Here is a 16,607-nt window from a genome sequence, read left to right as displayed (position 1 = left end):
CCTCAAGGGGGGAGATTGGCTGTCGCTGCGCCTCGCTCCCTTCTCCGGCCTTGGTGATTGGCGAAGGCCCTCGCGACATCTGATCTCCCCCCTAGAGGGGGAGATGGCCGGTAGGCCAGAGGGGGGCGCCTCGCGCAAACGCGCGTCATGACTCCGCGCCTCGACAAGCTCGGCGCCGTCATTGCCGCGATCGTGGCCTACGCCGCGTTCCTCGCCCCGTTCGCAACATTCCGCGCCAACCGTATCGTGCCGGGGCAGGCGCGCTCGATCCTCGAAGCGCTGCCGTCCACGCTTGGCATGCTGTTGCTGGCGATAGTGATAGCGGCCGCGATCGTCGCCCTGCTCAGGACGCCGCTTTTGCTCAGGCTGATCGCTGGCGTCGTGGCGCTGGTCGCGCTATCGGTCCTGATCGGTGTTGCCGGCGGTTTTCTGACGCCCGCCGGCAACACCTTCGCTCGCGTCTCGCCGGCTTCGGGTTTCTGGCTGCTGATCTTTGCTTTCACCTTGCTCCTCGCCGATGTGCTGACCAGGCTGAACCTGTCGCCCAGGGCGCGTGTCGGCGTGCTCGTGCTTGCCGCTTTGGCCATTGCCGCGCTGCTCGTTTCGGGACGTTGGGACAGTCTTTCCATCCTCAAGGAATATGCCGGCCGCGCCGACAGTTTCTGGGCCGAAGCTTCCAAGCACGTCACGCTGGCGCTTGGTTCGCTGGCCGGCGCGGTCGTGGTCGGGATACCGCTCGGCATCTTGTGCCATCGCGTCGAGAAGCTGCGGGCAGGGGTGCTCAACGTGCTCAACATCATCCAGACCATTCCGTCGATCGCGCTCTTTGGCCTTCTTATCGCGCCGCTCGGCTGGGTCGCCCTGCACGTGCCGGGTGCCGCCGCGGTCGGCATCAGGGGCATCGGCACCGCGCCGGCTTTTGTCGCGCTGTTCCTCTATTCGCTGCTGCCGGTGGTGGCCAACACCGTGGTCGGACTCGCCGGCGTGCCTCGCGCCGCCAACGACGCCGCGCGCGGCATGGGCATGACCGATCGCCAGCGCCTCTTCGACGTCGAGTTCCCGCTCGCCTTTCCGGTGATCCTGACCGGCATCCGCATCGTGCTTGTTCAGAACATCGGGCTTGCCACCATCGCCGCGCTGATCGGCGGCGGCGGCTTCGGCGTGTTCGTTTTCCAGGGTGTCGGCCAGACGGCGATGGATCTGGTGCTGCTCGGCGCGCTGCCGACCGTGGCGCTGGCTTTTGCTGCGGCCATCATCCTCGACGCTGTAATCGAGATGACCGCCACCAAGCGCAGGGTCGAAACGGCATGATCGAGATCGAAGGCATCACCAAGCGCTATGACGAGACGACGGTGGTCGACAATGTTTCGATGGTCATCGAGCCTCTAACCGTCGCCACCATCGTCGGCACGTCGGGTTCCGGCAAGACGACGCTGCTCCGGATGATCAATCGGCTGGTCGAGCCGACCTCCGGCGTCATCAAGCTCGACGGCGCCGACAACCGCTCGGTGCCCGGCTATCAGCTGCGCCGCAGCATCGGCTACGCCATCCAGGGCCACGGCCTGTTTCCGCATCGCACGGTGGCGCAGAACATCGCCACCGTGCCGTTGCTGCTCGGTTGGGACAGGGATCGCATCAAGGCCCGTGTCGACGAGTTGATGACGCTCTACCAGCTCGACCCGCAAGCCTATGGGCCGCGTTACCCGCACGAGCTTTCCGGCGGCCAGCAGCAGCGCGTCGGCGTTGCCCGCGCTTTAGCCGCCGAGCCCAACGTGCTTTTGATGGATGAACCCTTCGGCGCGCTGGACCCGATCATCCGCACCAAGGCGCAGGAGGATCTGCTGGCGATCCAGAAGCGCTTCGGCACCACCATCATCCTCGTCACCCACGATATGGAAGAGGCCGTGCATCTGGGCGACAAGATCGCCGTCATGGACGCCGGCAAGCTGGTGCAATACGCAAGACCGGCGGAGATTCTGGCCAGGCCTGCGAATGGCTTTGTCGAGACACTGGTCGGCGCCAGCGAAAGGCCATTCCGGCTGCTGTCGCTCGGGCCTGTGCGCGATGCGGTGGAGCCCGGCGGTGCCGAAGGCGAGGCGATCCCCGGCGAAGCCACGCAGCGCGACGCCCTGGCCGAGTTGTTGTGGTCGGGCCGCCCGGCGCTGCCCGTGAAAGCCGCCGACGGCAAGCTGCTCGGCCGCGTCACCATCGAAGGCCTGGTCAAACGTGCGGCGAGGCCGCAATGAAAGCCTGGCTGCCTGCGCTGCTGAGGCTCGCTGTTCTCTTGCTGCTGGCGGTCTTCATCACCAGCCCGAACTGGTTCGAGCCGCTGCTGAAACCACTGACCGAGAATGGCGCGCCTGCAATCTACAACCAGGGCAGCCTGCTGACGCTGACATTGCAGCATCTGCGGATCGTGCTGGTCGCCACGGTGGCGGCGACGATCGTCGCGGTGGCTTTAGCCATCCTGGTCACAAGGCCGGCGGGCGCCGAGTTCCTGCCCTTGTCGCGCAGCCTGGTCAATATCGGCCAGACCTTCCCGCCGGTTGCGGTGCTGGCGCTTGCCGTGCCGGCCGTCGGCTTCGGCGAGAAGCCGACGCTGATCGCGCTCTTCCTCTATGGCCTGCTGCCGATCTTCGAGAATGCGCTGACGGCGCTCACCACGCTGCCCGGCAACGTGATGGAAGCGGCGCGCGGCGCAGGCATGACTGGCTGGCAAAGGCTGATGAAGGTCGAGCTGCCGCTGAGCGCCCCGGTGATCCTCGGCGGCATCCGGCTCTCGGTGGTCATCAGCCTCGCCACCGCGACCATCGGCTCAACGGTTGCCGCCAAGACGCTCGGCGAGGTGATAATCGCCGGCCTGATCTCGAACAACCTTGCCTTCGTGCTGCAGGGCGGCCTGATCGTCGCGGCGCTTGCCGTGCTGATCTATGACGGCCTGTCGGCGATCGAACGCTACGCCGCGCGGCGTATGGGGCAGGGGGCGGAGTAGCTGGTTGGTCGGCAATACCCGGCGTCATTTCAATCGATCTAATTCGAAGCCTGCGCCGACACAGCTATTGGCACCATCGTCTTTTGGGCGAAAGCCGGGCAAAAACCGAACAATATCTTGACGTTCCAAGCCCTGTTTCGCATACACCCCAGCCAAGGGGTGGATTCCGCATGCGGCATCCATCTCCGTTCCAACGGCCCAGGGAGGGGTTCTTTTGGGCCATCAATCGAGGAAAATCCGGCAATGACCATCATTACCGCCGTCATCGCCTGCGGCCTGCTGTCAGTTCTGTACGCCATCTGGGCGACACGTTCGGTCCTTGCGTCCGATCAGGGCAATCAGCGCATGCAGGAAATCTCCGCCGCCATCCGCGAAGGCGCCCAGGCTTACCTGGCGCGCCAGTACACGACCATCGCGATCGTCGGCATCGTCGTTCTCCTGCTTGCCTGGTGGCTGCTTTCGATCACCGCCGCCATCGGCTTCCTGATCGGCGCGGTGCTCTCGGGCGCCGCTGGTTTCATCGGCATGCATGTCTCGGTGCGCGCCAATGTGCGAACCGCGCAAGCCGCTTCGAACAGCCTTGCCGCCGGCCTCGACATCGCCTTCAAGTCGGGCGCCATCACCGGCATGCTGGTCGCGGGCCTGGCGCTGCTTGGCGTCTCGATCTACTACTTCATCCTGACCGGCCCGATGGGCCTGCAGCCGAACGACCGCGTCGTCATCGACTCACTCGTCGCCCTCGGCTTCGGCGCCTCGCTGATCTCGATCTTCGCCCGTCTCGGCGGCGGCATCTTCACCAAGGGCGCCGACGTCGGCGGCGATCTCGTCGGCAAGGTCGAGGCCGGTATCCCCGAAGACGATCCGCGCAACCCGGCCACCATCGCCGACAATGTCGGCGACAATGTCGGCGACTGCGCCGGCATGGCCGCCGATCTGTTCGAGACCTATGCGGTGACCGTCGTCGCCACCATGGTGCTCGCCGCCATCTTCTTCGGCGGTACCGCGATGCTGGGGGCCGCGATGCTCTATCCGCTGGCCATCTGCGGCGCCTGCATCCTGACCTCGATCGTCGGCACCTTCTTCGTCAAGCTGGGTTCCAACGGCTCGATCATGGGCGCGCTCTATAAGGGCCTGATCGTCACCGGCCTGCTGTCGATCGTCGGCCTCGCCGCCGCTACATCGGCCACGCTCGGCTGGGGCGAGGTCGGCACGGTCGCCGGCATCGTCATCACCGGCAAGAACCTGTTCATCTGCGGCCTGATCGGCTTGGCTGTGACCGGCTTGATTGTCGTGATCACGGAATACTACACCGGCACCAACAAGCGTCCGGTGAACTCGATCGCTCAGGCGTCGGTGACCGGCCACGGCACCAACGTCATCCAGGGCCTCGCGGTCTCGCTGGAATCGACGGCGCTGCCGGCCATCGTCATCGTCGGCGGCATCATCGCCACCTATCAGCTCGGCGGCCTTTTCGGCACAGCGATCGCGGTCACCACCATGCTCGGGCTGGCCGGCATGATTGTGGCGCTCGACGCTTTCGGCCCGGTCACCGACAATGCCGGCGGCATTGCCGAAATGGCCGGCCTGCCCAAGGAAGTGCGCCACTCGACCGACGCGCTCGACGCGGTCGGCAACACCACCAAGGCGGTGACCAAGGGCTACGCCATCGGCTCGGCCGGCCTCGGCGCGCTGGTGCTGTTCGCCGCCTACTCGAATGATCTCAGGTTCTTTGCCGCCAATGGCGATAAGTACCCCTACTTCCAGGGCATGGGCGAGATCTCCTTCGATCTCTCCAACCCGTATGTCGTCGCCGGTCTCATCTTCGGCGGCCTGATTCCCTATCTGTTCGGCGGTATCGCGATGACCGCGGTCGGTCGCGCCGCCGGCTCGATCGTCGAGGAAGTGCGCAAGCAGTTCCGCGAGGACAAGGGCATCATGGCCGGCACCTCCAAGCCGAACTACGCGCGTGCCGTCGACATCCTGACCAGGGCGGCGATCCGGGAAATGATCATCCCGTCGCTGCTGCCGGTGCTCGCGCCGCTCGTCGTCTATTTCGGCGTGCTCCTGATCTCGGGCTCGAAGGCCTCGGCCTTTGCGGCGCTCGGCGCCTCGCTGCTCGGCGTCATCGTCAACGGTCTCTTCGTTGCCATCTCGATGACCTCCGGCGGCGGCGCCTGGGACAACGCCAAGAAGTCGTTCGAGGACGGATTCACCGACAAGGACGGCGTCAAGCACCTGAAGGGTTCGGAAGCGCACAAGGCCTCGGTCACCGGCGACACCGTCGGCGATCCCTACAAGGACACCGCCGGCCCGGCCGTCAACCCGGCGATCAAGATCACCAACATCGTCGCGCTGCTTCTGCTTGCCGTGCTTGCGCACGGCTGATTGCGGCTATTCCAGGACAAAGCCCGCGGGAGCGATCCCGCGGGCTTTGTGTTTCGGCATGACATCATACATTCCGGGGCACTCAACCGGCTTCCGGCCTTTCGCCGTCACGGCGATAGCGGGCCAGCAACGCGTTGGCGTCTGGTTCTCGTTCGGGCATCGGCGGCAAGCCGCGTGTCCGGCGCAACATGGCAATGAACGCGCCGCGGCGATATTGGCGACGGAAGGACCGCGCCCGCGGATGTATGCCAAACATGGCCAGAAGCCTGCGTTTGAGATAGCGGGAGCGCTTGAGGGGGGCAGGCTCCTCGGCGTTGCCGAGAATCCTGACCCGCAACGCGTCTGGAGCATCCATCGCGTCCATCAGTTCTTCCTGTTCCCGCGCCGTATCTCGCGCGTAGCTGCCTTCGCGCTTGCCCGAATGCAGCATGAGCACGGTTAGATGGGGCATTGTCGCAATCACCGCACCCTTGCGCCAGGCACGGAACAGCCATTCCTGGGAACTCTCGCAAACGCACTGGCTGGCCGGGCGCCATGGCCCAAGCCTTGGCAGCGACGCGCGCCGGATCATTTGCGCGGAACCGAATCCGACAGTGGTAACTGGGTCATAGAAGCCGTCCCGGCCCATCCCGAGGATCATATGCCTGGAGCCTTTGCTCGCGGACGACTCGATGACTGCACCTCGGGCGATCACCACATCGGCACCGGTGGCGTCGATCCAGCCGCACATGGACGCCAGATGGTCGGGAAACCACAGATCGTCATGGTTCAAGATGGCGATGAAGCGGCCGCGGGCCCGGGCAAAGCCGATATTGTTCGGACCCGACTGCTCGCCGAAGTTCACGGGAAGATCGATATAGCAGATGCGGGCGTCTTCGAATGCAGCGACCGTGGCCGCGGTGTCAGGGCGGCACGCGTCGCCGATGACCATGGCCTCCCAGTCCTGCAGGGTCTGACCAATGAGGCTCTTCAGGGCTTGATGCAGCACCGCCGGACGATTGTGCGTCGCTATCACGATCGAGACCAGCGGTTCGATCGGTCCGATTGGCGCGCCTTGACCGGCCTGTTCCACACTACACCAGCTTGTAGGGGATTTGTTCCGTATCGGGCGGCAGGCGCCAATGGTCGGGCGCGTCATAGGCGTAAGCCTTGTCGACGAGGTTGAGCAGCAACGCTGTCTCCGGTCCGAGGGTCACGACACCGTGCCAGACGCCAGGCGGAATGGTAACGATTGCCGGTCGCAGGGCGCCGGCGATCTTGTGCCAGACCGTGCCGAAGCTGGGCGAGGCCTTGCGCCCGTCGAAAAGCGATATCCGCACGCTGCCGGCGCAGCAGAACAGGCGGTCGAGGGTCGCCGCATGTGCGTGCCAGCCCGTCACTGCGCCCGGATACATGGTGCGCTGGAACACTTGCCCGACCGGCGATTGATCGAGAGCCCATTCCTCGCGAAAGATCTCGGTCAGGTAGCCGTTGGAAGTCGCGACGGGTCTGATTTCCTTGAATGTGACGCCCTCGATCGGCGGCGCATCGACGGCAAGCCAGTCCGGCGTCACCGTCTGTTGGTCAGGCGTGCCGGTCGCCATCCAGCCCTGCGGTACGGTACGATCGTTGTTGCTCATATCCAGCCCCCCGGAAATCGCCAAAGCGTCATACGTGGCTATACGGGTATAGGCAAGCGCAGTCGGACGGTCGCCGGCAGGCGACGAAAGGCCGTCGATCGAAGTCTTTCGTTCAGTCAGGTTGCCGTGCGAGCGAACTCAGGGCGTACCGCCGCTACCGCCGCCGGGAATGCCAGGCGCCAGCTTGCTGGCGCCGCTGATGACCTGGCTCAGGAAGTTCTGGTCCTTGCCGCCGGTCGGCGTCGTCCGCGAGATGAAGTCGAAGACCTTGCCGTCCTTGAGACCGTAATTGGCGATCTGGGTGACGCGGCCGTCAGCGCCGAAATAGACTGCCAGCACGTGCTGGTCGATGATGCGCGGGTTGTCGAAGGCGACGTAGCGCTTGCGCGTTTGCGAGATGTAGTAGAAGGCCTCGTTGTCGAAGGTCGCCGTCGTCGACGGCGTGCCCAGCGCCAGAAGCACCTGCTCGCGGCTCGATCCGACCGGCACCGAATCGATTGCCTGCTGGTCGATGACGTAGCCTTTCGTCAGCGTCTCGCTCGGATGGAGATCTCCGAACATCTTGGACGAATTGCAGGCGGAAAGCGCTGACACCATTACCAGCAGCGAAGCCGCGCCCACCGGGGCGGGCGCAAAGAACGACTTGAATTTCAGCGCACCCAACAACAAATCTCCATCACATCCCCGCAACTTGCGCTGGGCCGCAAAACCGGTAAACCAGCTTGCATGCCGATGCAACAAGGCCAAATCAAACAACAGGTCCCCGGGAGACCGCCCTCAATGTTCCAGCGCCTTTTTGGCCGCGAACGCAATGCCAACCGCGCTATCACCGACGCGCTCTACGCACAAATCGTGGCGGCGGCGCGGCAAACGGTGTTTTATTCCGACTGGAATGTGCCGGATACGCCGCTCGGCCGCTTCGAGATGCTGTCGCTGCACATGTATCTCGTCCAGCACCGGCTGCATGGCGAACAAGGCGTTGCCGCCGAGGTCGCGCAAGTGCTGATCGACGAGTTCTTCCTCGATGTCGAGCATTCGCTGCGCGAACTTGGCATTGGCGATGTCGGCGTGCCCAAACGCATGAAGAGGCTGGCAAAGATGTTTTACGGCCGTACGGCTGCCTATGACCAAGCGCTCAAGGAAGACGATCGGGTGGCGCTTGCGGCGGCGCTCGCGCGCAACGTCAGGCCGGACTCCGGCGCCTGGCCGCAGGCGCCGCTGCTGGCGGACTATGTCTGCGAGGCCTCGCACAAGCTTGCCGCCCAGCCGACCGAATGGATCGCCGCCGGCACCGCCGCGTTCCCGGCGGCCGGGGCAGCGTGAAGGAGGCCGACATGAAAGGCGCCGAACTGCGCAGCCCGGTATCCTTCGTCGCCAATGTCGCGCGCCTGCCGCAAAAGGGCTTGCCTGTCCTTGTCGAGGCCGATGAGCGCCAGCGCGAGGCGCTTGCCGCCGACTATGATCTGCTTTCGGTCGAGAGCTATCGTGCCGAACTGCTTGTGGTTCCCTGGAAGCGCAATGGCGTCAAGGTCACCGGTCGCGTCGCGGCCGACATCACGCAAGCCTGCATCGTCACCCTGGATCCGGTCGCGGCGCATATCGACGAGCCCGTCGAGGCGCTGTTTCTGCCCGAGCAGTCGAAGCTTGGGCGCGAAGGTTTCGAAGGCGGCGGCGAGATCGTCCTCGACGCCGACGGGCCGGACAGTCCGGAGACATTTTCCGGCGACACCATCGATGTCGGCGGGCTGGCCGAACAGTTTTTCGGTCTGGCTATCGACCCTTATCCGCGCAAGTCGGGAGCCTCGCTCGACGTCGCCGGCGACGATCAGACCGAGGAAAGCGAATTCCAGAAAAAGCTGCGTTCGCTGCTTGGAAAATCCTGAGGTGGTCCGGATTTTGGAAAAGTTGGTTGTGCGCAGGCACAAAACCGCTATTTTCGCCGAACCTTCGCGAGGCCCCTTACCTCGGCAGGCGTCCGCCGCAAGCCAGGCAAACCGTGAGAAAAGCACTACGTGATCAGGATTTCCATCGATGCCATGGGCGGCGATCACGGACCGAGCGTGGTCATCCCGGCGCTGATGACCGTCGCCATCCGCCGCCCTGACATCCGCTTCGTCGTCTATGGCCGCGAGGACGTGGTGCGCCCAGAGCTCGCCAAGTTCCCGAAACTCGCCGAGATATGCGAGTTCGTCCATTGCGAGATCGCCGTGCGCATGGATGACAAGCCGAGCCAGGCGCTTCGCCACGGCCGCTGGAAGTCGTCGATGTGGAAGGCCGTCGAAGCGGTCAAGAACGGCGGCGCGCAGGCCTGCGTCTCGGCCGGCAACACCGGCGCGCTGATGGCGATGTCGAAATTCTGCCTGCGCACGATGGCCACTATCGACCGCCCGGCGATCGCGGCGCTCTGGCCGACGACGCGCGGCGAAAGCGTGGTGCTCGATGTCGGCGCCACCATCGGCGCGGATGCGCATCAGCTTATCGATTTCGCCATTCTGGGTACCGGCATGGCGCGCTCGGTGTTTGGCGTTGAGCGGCCGAGTGTCGGCCTGCTCAATGTCGGCGTCGAGGAGATCAAGGGCCAGGAAGAGGTCAAGGAAGCCGGCCGCATGTTGCGCGAGGCCAACATGGCCTCGATGAATTATCGCGGCTTCGTCGAGGGCGATGATATCGGCAAGGGCACGGTCGACGTGGTGGTCACCGAGGGCTTCGCCGGCAACATCGCGCTCAAGACCGCCGAGGGCACTGCAAGGCAGATCGCCGGCTATCTGCGCGCCGCCATGAGCCGCACGCTCATGGCCAAGATCGGCTACGTCTTCGCCAAGGGCGCCTTCGACAGGTTGCGCGAGAAAATGGATGTCGGTCGCTCCAATGGTGGCGTCTTCCTGGGGTTGAACGGCATCGTCGTGAAGAGCCATGGCGGCGCCGATTCGGACGGATTCGCGGCCGCCATCGAGCTTGGCTACGATATGGTACGCAACAATCTGCTTGACCGGATCGAGGCCGACCTCGATCTGTTCCATGCGCGCAACCCGAACGCGCAGGCAAACAGGAAGTCCGGCGTCGCCGACGCCGAGGGATAGGAAAGAGCCTTGATCAGATCAGTCGTGCGCGGCAACGGTGCCGCGCTGCCCCGCCGCATCATGAAGAATGCCGACTTCGAAGGCATGGTCGAAACCTCCGACGAGTGGATCGTCCAGCGCACCGGCATTCGCCAGCGCCACGTCGCCGCCGACGACGAGACGACTGCCTCGCTTGGAGAGGATGCGGCGCGGGCCGCGCTCGACAGCGCCGGCATGACGCCGGCCGATATCGATCTCATCATCCTGGCGACCTCGACGCCCAACAACACGTTCCCGGCGACGGCTGTCGAAATCCAGAACCGGCTCGGCATGCATCACGGCTTTGCCTTCGACATGCAAGCCGTGTGCTCTGGCTTCGTTTACGCCGTTGCCACTGCCGATCTCTATATCCGCGGCGGCCTGGCCAAACGCGTCCTGGTGATAGGCTCGGAAACATTCTCGCGCATCCTCGACTGGAGCGACCGCTCGACCTGTGTGCTGTTCGGCGACGGCGCCGGCGCGCTGGTTCTCGAAGCGGAAGACGGCGCCGGCGCGATCACCGATCGCGGCGTGCTGGCCGCGAGCCTGCGCTCCGACGGCGTGCACAAGGACAAGCTCTTCGTCGACGGAGGTCCTTCGACCACGGGAACCGTCGGCCATCTGAGGATGGAAGGCCGTGAAGTGTTCAAGCATGCCGTCGGCATGATCACCGACGTCATCGAAGCGACCTTCAGCGAGGCCGGCATAACGGCCGAGGACCTCGACTGGTTCGTGCCGCATCAGGCCAATAAACGGATTATTGACGCTTCCGCCAAGAAGCTCGGGATTGCCGAGCAGAAAGTGGTGGTCACCGTCGATTTACACGGTAACACCTCGGCTGCTTCGGTGCCGCTCGCTTTGTCGGTGGCCGTCGCCGACGGTCGCATCAAGAAGGGCGACCTGGTTCTTCTCGAGGCGATGGGTGGAGGCTTCACCTGGGGCGCGGTGTTGCTCCGCTGGTAAGTGCCGAACTCGCCGGTTCGGTCCTTGACCTTGCCGGATCAATTACTTAGGCTCAGCCTTTGCCTGTATCGATTTACGTTTTTGCGAGCAGATGGGACGGTCGCATGGGGGGAAAGACACTTACGCGTGCCGACCTTGCTGAAGCCGTTTACCGGAAGGTTGGTTTGTCGCGAACGGAATCGGCGGAACTCGTCGAGGCTGTGCTGGACGAAATCTGCGAAGCCATCGTTCGCGGTGAGACGGTCAAGCTGTCGTCCTTCGCCACCTTCCATGTCCGCTCCAAGAACGAGCGCATAGGCCGCAATCCCAAGACGGGCGAGGAAGTGCCGATCTTGCCGCGCCGGGTGATGACGTTCAAGTCCTCGAACGTGCTCAAGAACCGGATCCTGCGTTCGCATCAGAACAGCAAGGGCAAGGGCGGCAAGTAGTTTGCTGGCGAATGCGGTTGAAAACCGCCGGTGGTTTTCAAGCTGGGCTTGAATATCGTTTCATAAATCGCTGAAATAAGGCGCGATTCGGCACCACGCCAGGATCGTGGTCCAGTGTGGAGGATTGGCCCATGGACAAGAGCCCCGATGCTTTCCGCACCATCAGCGAAGTCGCGGAAGATCTTGACCTGCCGCAGCACGTGCTGCGTTTCTGGGAGACCCGCTTCACCCAGATCAAGCCGATGAAGCGTGGCGGCGGCCGGCGCTACTACCGGCCGCAAGACGTCGAGCTCATCAAGGGCATCCGGCATATGCTCTACGATCAGGGCTATACGATCAAAGGCGTGCAGAAGCTGTTGCGCGAGAACGGCAACCATTTCCTGGTCGCCATCGGCAATGGCGACATGGCCGCGGTGGAGGCCATCGCCCAGCGCCGCCAGGCCGAGCAGGTGCCGCTGACGGCGGCCGCGCAGCCGCGCGGCGACGAGGACGCGCTGGTCGGCCAGCCGAAAGTGAAGCCCAGCCGCCGTTTCTTCGGCCTCGGCAAGAGCGACGACGAAGGTCCGGTTCAACCCGACTCGTCGAGATTGTCGCGTGACAATCGCGCCTTGCTGCAGGAGGCGCTGTTCGACTTGCTGGAATGCAAGCGCCTGCTAGACCAGGTTCGTTGAACGATCATCTTCGACTTGACGGTACTCGGTCGGTCGGTCGGCCGGAACGGGCTCTTCGCCGGTGCGTTAGGCCTTCTCGAAGAGAAGGACAACAAGCATGGCATCGTTTTCGACCCTCTCCGACGTTGATATCGACAAGCAGGTCGCGGCACTTTCGCGACAACTGCACGACCTGAAGAAGGTTCTGGCCAGGCGCGGTGACGCCTATTACGGGGATGGCCGCGAGGCGGCGTCCGACTATTATTCGCAACTTGCCGATCGCCTCCACGAGGCGCTGCCGGCAATAAGGCGCAGGGGCAAGGCGATCGAGCGCACGGCGCGCGATCATCCGGCGACGGCCGCTGCCGTCGGGCTGGTCGTGGTCGGACTGCTTGCCGGCCTTTTGATCGGCCGGCGCTGATCGATCGAGGGGATATAAACAGAAATGGCGGCCGTTCTCGACGGCCACCATTTCCGTGCCGCTACAGGTGATCAGTTCGCAAGCTTGAGCCGCGTCTTCGGGTCGACCTTCATGACCTGGCTGCACTTGCCGTAGACGGTGCCGTTCTTGTCGGTGGCATCGGTATAGGTGCCTTTGCAATCCAGCTGCAGCACCAGGCAAGAACCATGGCCCTTACAGACCGCGCCGCCGTCGCCGGTCGGATGCGTGCCCGCAAAAGCCGGAGCCGAGACCGAGCCGAAAGCCGAGACGACGAGAGCCGCGGCCAGGGTGATACGCTTGAAGTTGATCATTAGGCATTTCCTTCCATTGGTTTTGGGATCGCCGTCCTGGCGTCCCGTTGGGGTGAGGAGCACCTCGCGGTGCCCATGACCGCTTGGTGCTGCGGCCAATGGAAAGGTTCATATGATGCGCGAGTTTTTTCATTTGACCGGCGATATCGGCGGATTGGGAAAGCCGGGCGCGGCTCTCCTCGGCGCGCGCCACGCATCCGGCGCGCGGCACCCGACACGGAGGCGGCTCACTCCGCGATGCCGCCGCCTCAGATAGGCCGAGTGTTCAAGCGGCCAAAGCTGTTCGAGCTGCTCGCTGCCTCCTCACATCGGCGGCGCGATGCCGTGATTCCCGACAACGACCCGATTCGCGACCAGCTTGCCGTCGCCGCCACGCTCGGCATTGACGAACACTGCGATGCCCGGCGTGAGATCTGCCGGCGTGGCGGTGGCGAATGTCACGATCGGTGTCGTCTGCGGGATAGCGATCTGCTTCTTCTGGCCGTTGTCATAGGTGAGCGTGACGGTGCGGCCTTCGATCTCGGTGACATCGGCGACGGTGCCGTTGGTCATGCGGCTGTTGGGCTGCAGATCCCAGTCGCGATCGCCTTCTCCGGTACCCTTCAGAGCAGCCGGAAAGATCACGACTTCCAGCGCGCCGCTGCCGCCGTCGGCCTTGGATATCGAGGCGATGCCGAGAAAATCGCCCTGTTTAATGTCGGCTGCCGAGGCCGTGGCTACGCCTGAAATCTTCCACCCGTTGCCGAGCGTGATCGCATTGGTTTTGCCATCGCGATCCTTGACCGTCAGCGTCGATCCGGCAACGCTGACGACAGTGCCTCGAACACGTATGGCATCCGCGGCCCACGCTTGCGTCGCGCCGATGACGCTTGAGACTGTGCCGAGCACAATTGCGAACGATTTCAAATTCATGGCATCCGATCCTTCTGAGAAACGCCCGGCGTTAGCCTGTCTGCCGCCGGTGACGGCAAGCTAACGAATCGAGACGTCGAAAATGCCGGCGGATCCGACCGCGGACCTTCAAAAGAACTTGATTGAGCGCTGCGCGACCTTACATGTACGCAGCCCGAGGCATCAGCCGAAACGCAGCTTCACGAACGCGTGACGCCGCATGGGTGCTCTTGGCAAATCATTTGTTAACGAGCATTCTCCCGCCCGTCTCAGGCAACACCACATTTCATCCGACCCTGTTTCATCTCAAGGAGTTGCCATGCCCAACACCGTACGAAACGCTGTTTCCAACGACATTATTGCCGCGTCCGGCCTCAACCCGTTCAAAGCCGCGCGCGAAACCAGGGGATACACGATCGAGGAGCTCTCTTTGACCTGCGGCCTGGCCGTGGGCGAGATCGTCGACATCGAGGACGGCAAGGACGCCGACCCCGCCAAGCTTCGGCGCATCGCTTCCGCCCTGCAGGTGCCGGAAGAGGAATTGATCAGAGTGCCGGCCGCCGAGAACCGGCCCACGCAGCAATAGGATGCAAGCAAGCGTCCATGTGAAAGCCCGCCAAGGCATGCCTGGCGGGCTTTTTGATGCATGTCGCCCAACTATGCGCTGCGGTTTTGGGGAAACGGCATGCGTCAAGACAAGGATGCGCAACGCACGGCCGTGGCTCTTGTCAATGACCGCGCCGCCATGCGATTCGCCAGCCGGTGTTCGACAGGTCTGACGAGGGGTCGCCATGAGTTTGGAATCGGTTCGCGCCTTTTTTGCCGAGCATGCGCCCGATATCGAAGTCATCGTCACCGAGGCAAGTTCGGCCACCGTCGCGCTTGCCGCCGAAGCCCATGGCGTCATGCCGGCGCAGATCGCCAAGACGATCTGCCTGCGCGTGGGCGACGAGGCCATGCTGGTCGTGACCAGCGGCATCGCCAGGCTCGACAACCGCAAATTCAAGGACAGCATGGGTGGCAAGCCGCGCATGCTGGGCGGCGAGGAGGTGCTGGCAATCACCAGCCATCCGCCTGGCGGCGTCTGCCCGTTCGGCCTGCCGTCGCCGCTACCCGTCTATTGCGATCTGTCGCTCAAGGCCTTCGACGAAGTCGTTCCCGCAGCCGGCGCCACCAATGCCGCGGTGCGCATCACACCGCAGCGCATGGCCTATCTGGTCGGCGCCGTATGGGTCGACGTTTGCCAGTAGCAATTGCCGCCTAGATATCCCGTCATGGTTCGTCGCGGGCCGTAGCGCGGCTTTGACCGACATTCGGCGCGGCCCGCTCGCTCCATTTGGTTTGGTATAGGCATCCGCGCCTTTCGCCGTCGCGCGTCAACCGACTCGAAAAGCGTCGAGGATGGTCAAAGATTTGGACATTAGTCTTGACAGAAATACAGATGTTCAATACCCGTCAAGCGATCAAACAGCATGCGATGTGGGAGGAATAAGCGGCATGGCTTCCAATATTTCGTTGACGGGCCTTGCCCGTGACCTCGAGGAGCGCGCCAAGTCCGGCAAGCCCATTCGCATCGGCCTGATCGGCTCGGGCGAAATGGGCACCGACATCGTCACCCGCGTCGCCCACATGTCCGGCATCGAGATCGGCGCCATTTCCGAACTTAACCTGCCGGCCGCCGGCAAGGCCGTCGATATCGCCTTCCAGGAGACCGGCCATGCGCGCGAGGTTTCGAGCGCATCGGCCATGACGTCGGCCATGGAGGCCGGCAAGATCGCCATCACCAACGATTCCAGCCTCGTCATCGGCAACGACCTCATCGACGTCGTCATCGATGCGACCGGCGTTCCGGCCGTCGGCGCCGAGATCGGCCTACGCGCCATGGAGCATGGCAAGCATCTGGTGATGATGAATGTCGAGGCCGACGTCACCATAGGCGCCTATCTCAAGAGCGAAGCCGACCGCCTCGGCGTCACCTACTCGCTGGGCGCCGGCGACGAGCCGTCTTCATGCATGGAGCTGATCGAGTTCGTCTCCGCCATGGGCCACCCGATCGTTGCCGCCGGCAAGGGCAAGAACAATCCGCTCAACATCGACGCCACGCCTCCGGACTATGAGGAGGAGGCGAAGCGCCGGCACATGAACGTGCGCATGCTGGTCGAATTCGTCGACGGTTCGAAGACCATGGTCGAGATGGCGGCGATCGCCAATGCGACCGGGCTGGTTCCCGACAAGCCCGGCATGCACGGTCCGGCTGCGACACTCGGCGAATTGTCGAAAGTGCTGGTGCCCGAGAAGGACGGCGGCGTGCTGTCGAAGGTCGGCGTCGTCGACTATTCGATCGGCAAGGGTGTGGCGCCCGGCGTCTTCGTCGTCGCCGACATGTCGCATCCGCGCATCTCGGAGCGCATGGAAGACCTGAAGATGGGCAAGGGTCCGTATTTCACCTTCCATCGTCCCTATCACCTCACCTCGCTGGAAGTGCCGCTTACCTGCGCCCGTGTCGTGCTTTATGGTAAGGCCGACATGGTTCCGCTGGCCAAGCCCGTGGCCGAAGTCTGCGCCGTTGCCAAGAAGGATCTGAAGCCCGGCGACAAGCTCGATGCCATCGGTGAATATTGCTACCGCGCCTGGATCATGACGGCCCCGGAAGCCCATGCGGCGCGCGCCGTTCCCTGCGGCCTGCTGCAGGGCGGCTCCGTGACTGCACCCATCAAGAAGGGCGAGCTCATCACCTATGCCAACGCGGCGCCCGCGCCGGGCTCGAAGATCGCCGAGCTGCGTGCCCGCCAGGACAAGCTCGTTTACGGCGCCGTGGAGGCGTGATC

Annotated in this window: 19 protein-coding genes; 14 read left to right on the top strand and 5 right to left on the bottom strand. The window is 63.8% G+C overall.

The window, feature by feature from the left end:
• Positions 1 to 147 precede the first annotated feature (147 nt).
• The 4 genes from LB525_RS24750 (at position 148) to LB525_RS24735 (ending at position 5,377) form a co-directional block, all read left to right on the top strand.
• Positions 148 to 1,311: an ABC transporter permease gene (locus LB525_RS24750; RefSeq protein ID WP_224548329.1), complete on the top strand. Its 1,164-nt coding sequence runs from the start codon at positions 148 to 150 to the stop codon at positions 1,309 to 1,311.
• Positions 1,308 to 2,246, top strand: coding sequence for an ABC transporter ATP-binding protein (locus LB525_RS24745; RefSeq protein WP_224548326.1), 939 nt, complete (start codon positions 1,308 to 1,310; stop codon positions 2,244 to 2,246). Before LB525_RS24750 ends, LB525_RS24745 begins: the two co-directional genes overlap by 4 nt.
• Positions 2,243 to 2,992, top strand: coding sequence for an ABC transporter permease (locus LB525_RS24740; RefSeq protein WP_224548324.1), 750 nt, complete (start codon positions 2,243 to 2,245; stop codon positions 2,990 to 2,992). Before LB525_RS24745 ends, LB525_RS24740 begins: the two co-directional genes overlap by 4 nt.
• 243 nt (positions 2,993 to 3,235) lie before the next feature.
• Positions 3,236 to 5,377 (top strand): sodium-translocating pyrophosphatase, encoded by a 2,142-nt coding sequence (locus tag LB525_RS24735; RefSeq protein WP_224530671.1) that lies wholly within the window; start codon positions 3,236 to 3,238, stop codon positions 5,375 to 5,377.
• Positions 5,378 to 5,459: 82 nt separating this feature from the next.
• Here the strand turns inward: LB525_RS24735 and LB525_RS24730 are convergent, their stop codons facing one another.
• The 3 genes from LB525_RS24730 to LB525_RS24720 all read right to left on the bottom strand — a co-directional run bounded on the left by LB525_RS24730 (position 5,460) and on the right by LB525_RS24720 (position 7,659).
• Positions 5,460 to 6,449, bottom strand: coding sequence for a glycosyltransferase family 2 protein (locus tag LB525_RS24730; protein ID WP_224530668.1), 990 nt, complete (start codon positions 6,447 to 6,449; stop codon positions 5,460 to 5,462).
• A 1-nt stretch (position 6,450) separates the two neighbouring features.
• Positions 6,451 to 6,996, bottom strand: coding sequence for a dTDP-4-dehydrorhamnose 3,5-epimerase family protein (locus tag LB525_RS24725; protein WP_224530664.1), 546 nt, complete (start codon positions 6,994 to 6,996; stop codon positions 6,451 to 6,453).
• 138 nt (positions 6,997 to 7,134) lie between these two features.
• A complete protein-coding gene (locus tag LB525_RS24720; protein ID WP_095767674.1) occupies positions 7,135 to 7,659 on the bottom strand; it encodes an outer membrane protein assembly factor BamE in 525 nt (174 codons plus the stop codon).
• Between the two features lie 117 nt (positions 7,660 to 7,776).
• Here LB525_RS24720 and LB525_RS24715 point away from each other — a divergent pair, with 117 nt between their 5' ends.
• The 7 genes from LB525_RS24715 (at position 7,777) to LB525_RS24685 (ending at position 12,556) form a co-directional block, all read left to right on the top strand.
• Positions 7,777 to 8,319, top strand: a complete 543-nt coding sequence (locus LB525_RS24715) for a ubiquinol-cytochrome C chaperone family protein (RefSeq protein WP_224548316.1) — start codon at positions 7,777 to 7,779, stop codon at positions 8,317 to 8,319.
• 11 nt (positions 8,320 to 8,330) lie between these two features.
• Positions 8,331 to 8,879: a YceD family protein gene (locus LB525_RS24710; RefSeq protein ID WP_224548315.1), complete on the top strand. Its 549-nt coding sequence runs from the start codon at positions 8,331 to 8,333 to the stop codon at positions 8,877 to 8,879.
• Between the two features lie 129 nt (positions 8,880 to 9,008).
• A complete protein-coding gene (plsX, locus tag LB525_RS24705) occupies positions 9,009 to 10,076 on the top strand; it encodes a phosphate acyltransferase PlsX (RefSeq protein ID WP_224548313.1) in 1,068 nt (355 codons plus the stop codon).
• Positions 10,077 to 10,085: 9 nt separating this feature from the next.
• Positions 10,086 to 11,057: a beta-ketoacyl-ACP synthase III gene (locus LB525_RS24700; RefSeq protein ID WP_095767671.1), complete on the top strand. Its 972-nt coding sequence runs from the start codon at positions 10,086 to 10,088 to the stop codon at positions 11,055 to 11,057.
• 104 nt (positions 11,058 to 11,161) lie between these two features.
• Positions 11,162 to 11,485 carry an integration host factor subunit alpha gene (locus tag LB525_RS24695; RefSeq protein ID WP_040983242.1) on the top strand — a complete coding sequence of 108 codons (324 nt, stop codon included), beginning with the start codon at positions 11,162 to 11,164 and terminating at the stop codon, positions 11,483 to 11,485.
• A gap of 131 nt (positions 11,486 to 11,616) precedes the next feature.
• The gene (locus tag LB525_RS24690; protein WP_140842716.1) at positions 11,617 to 12,156 is read left to right on the top strand and encodes a MerR family transcriptional regulator; all 540 of its coding nucleotides are present in this window, start codon (positions 11,617 to 11,619) and stop codon (positions 12,154 to 12,156) included.
• A gap of 97 nt (positions 12,157 to 12,253) precedes the next feature.
• Positions 12,254 to 12,556, top strand: coding sequence for a YqjD family protein (locus tag LB525_RS24685; protein WP_224548311.1), 303 nt, complete (start codon positions 12,254 to 12,256; stop codon positions 12,554 to 12,556).
• 71 nt (positions 12,557 to 12,627) lie between these two features.
• Here LB525_RS24685 and LB525_RS24680 read toward each other — a convergent pair whose 3' ends face one another.
• Positions 12,628 to 12,888 (bottom strand): hypothetical protein, encoded by a 261-nt coding sequence (locus LB525_RS24680; RefSeq protein WP_224548309.1) that lies wholly within the window; start codon positions 12,886 to 12,888, stop codon positions 12,628 to 12,630.
• Between the two features lie 303 nt (positions 12,889 to 13,191).
• Entirely contained in the window at positions 13,192 to 13,800 is a 609-nt protein-coding gene (locus LB525_RS24675) for a hypothetical protein (RefSeq protein ID WP_224548307.1), read from the bottom strand.
• A 298-nt stretch (positions 13,801 to 14,098) separates the two neighbouring features.
• On the opposite strand from LB525_RS24675, the gene LB525_RS24670 reads away from it, so the two are divergent.
• The 3 genes from LB525_RS24670 (at position 14,099) to LB525_RS24660 (ending at position 16,605) form a co-directional block, all read left to right on the top strand.
• The gene (locus LB525_RS24670) at positions 14,099 to 14,365 is read left to right on the top strand and encodes a helix-turn-helix domain-containing protein (RefSeq protein ID WP_095767666.1); all 267 of its coding nucleotides are present in this window, start codon (positions 14,099 to 14,101) and stop codon (positions 14,363 to 14,365) included.
• 205 nt (positions 14,366 to 14,570) lie between these two features.
• Entirely contained in the window at positions 14,571 to 15,029 is a 459-nt protein-coding gene (locus tag LB525_RS24665; protein WP_224530640.1) for a YbaK/EbsC family protein, read from the top strand.
• A gap of 247 nt (positions 15,030 to 15,276) precedes the next feature.
• Positions 15,277 to 16,605, top strand: a complete 1,329-nt coding sequence (locus tag LB525_RS24660) for an NAD(P)H-dependent oxidoreductase (protein WP_224548305.1) — start codon at positions 15,277 to 15,279, stop codon at positions 16,603 to 16,605.
• Positions 16,606 to 16,607: the final 2 nt, after the last annotated feature.

The sequence above is a fragment of the Mesorhizobium sp. CA16 genome (genome assembly GCF_020165175.1).
Classification (GTDB): Bacteria; Pseudomonadota; Alphaproteobacteria; order Rhizobiales; family Rhizobiaceae; genus Mesorhizobium.
This window is presented reverse-complemented; position numbering and strand designations above follow the sequence as displayed.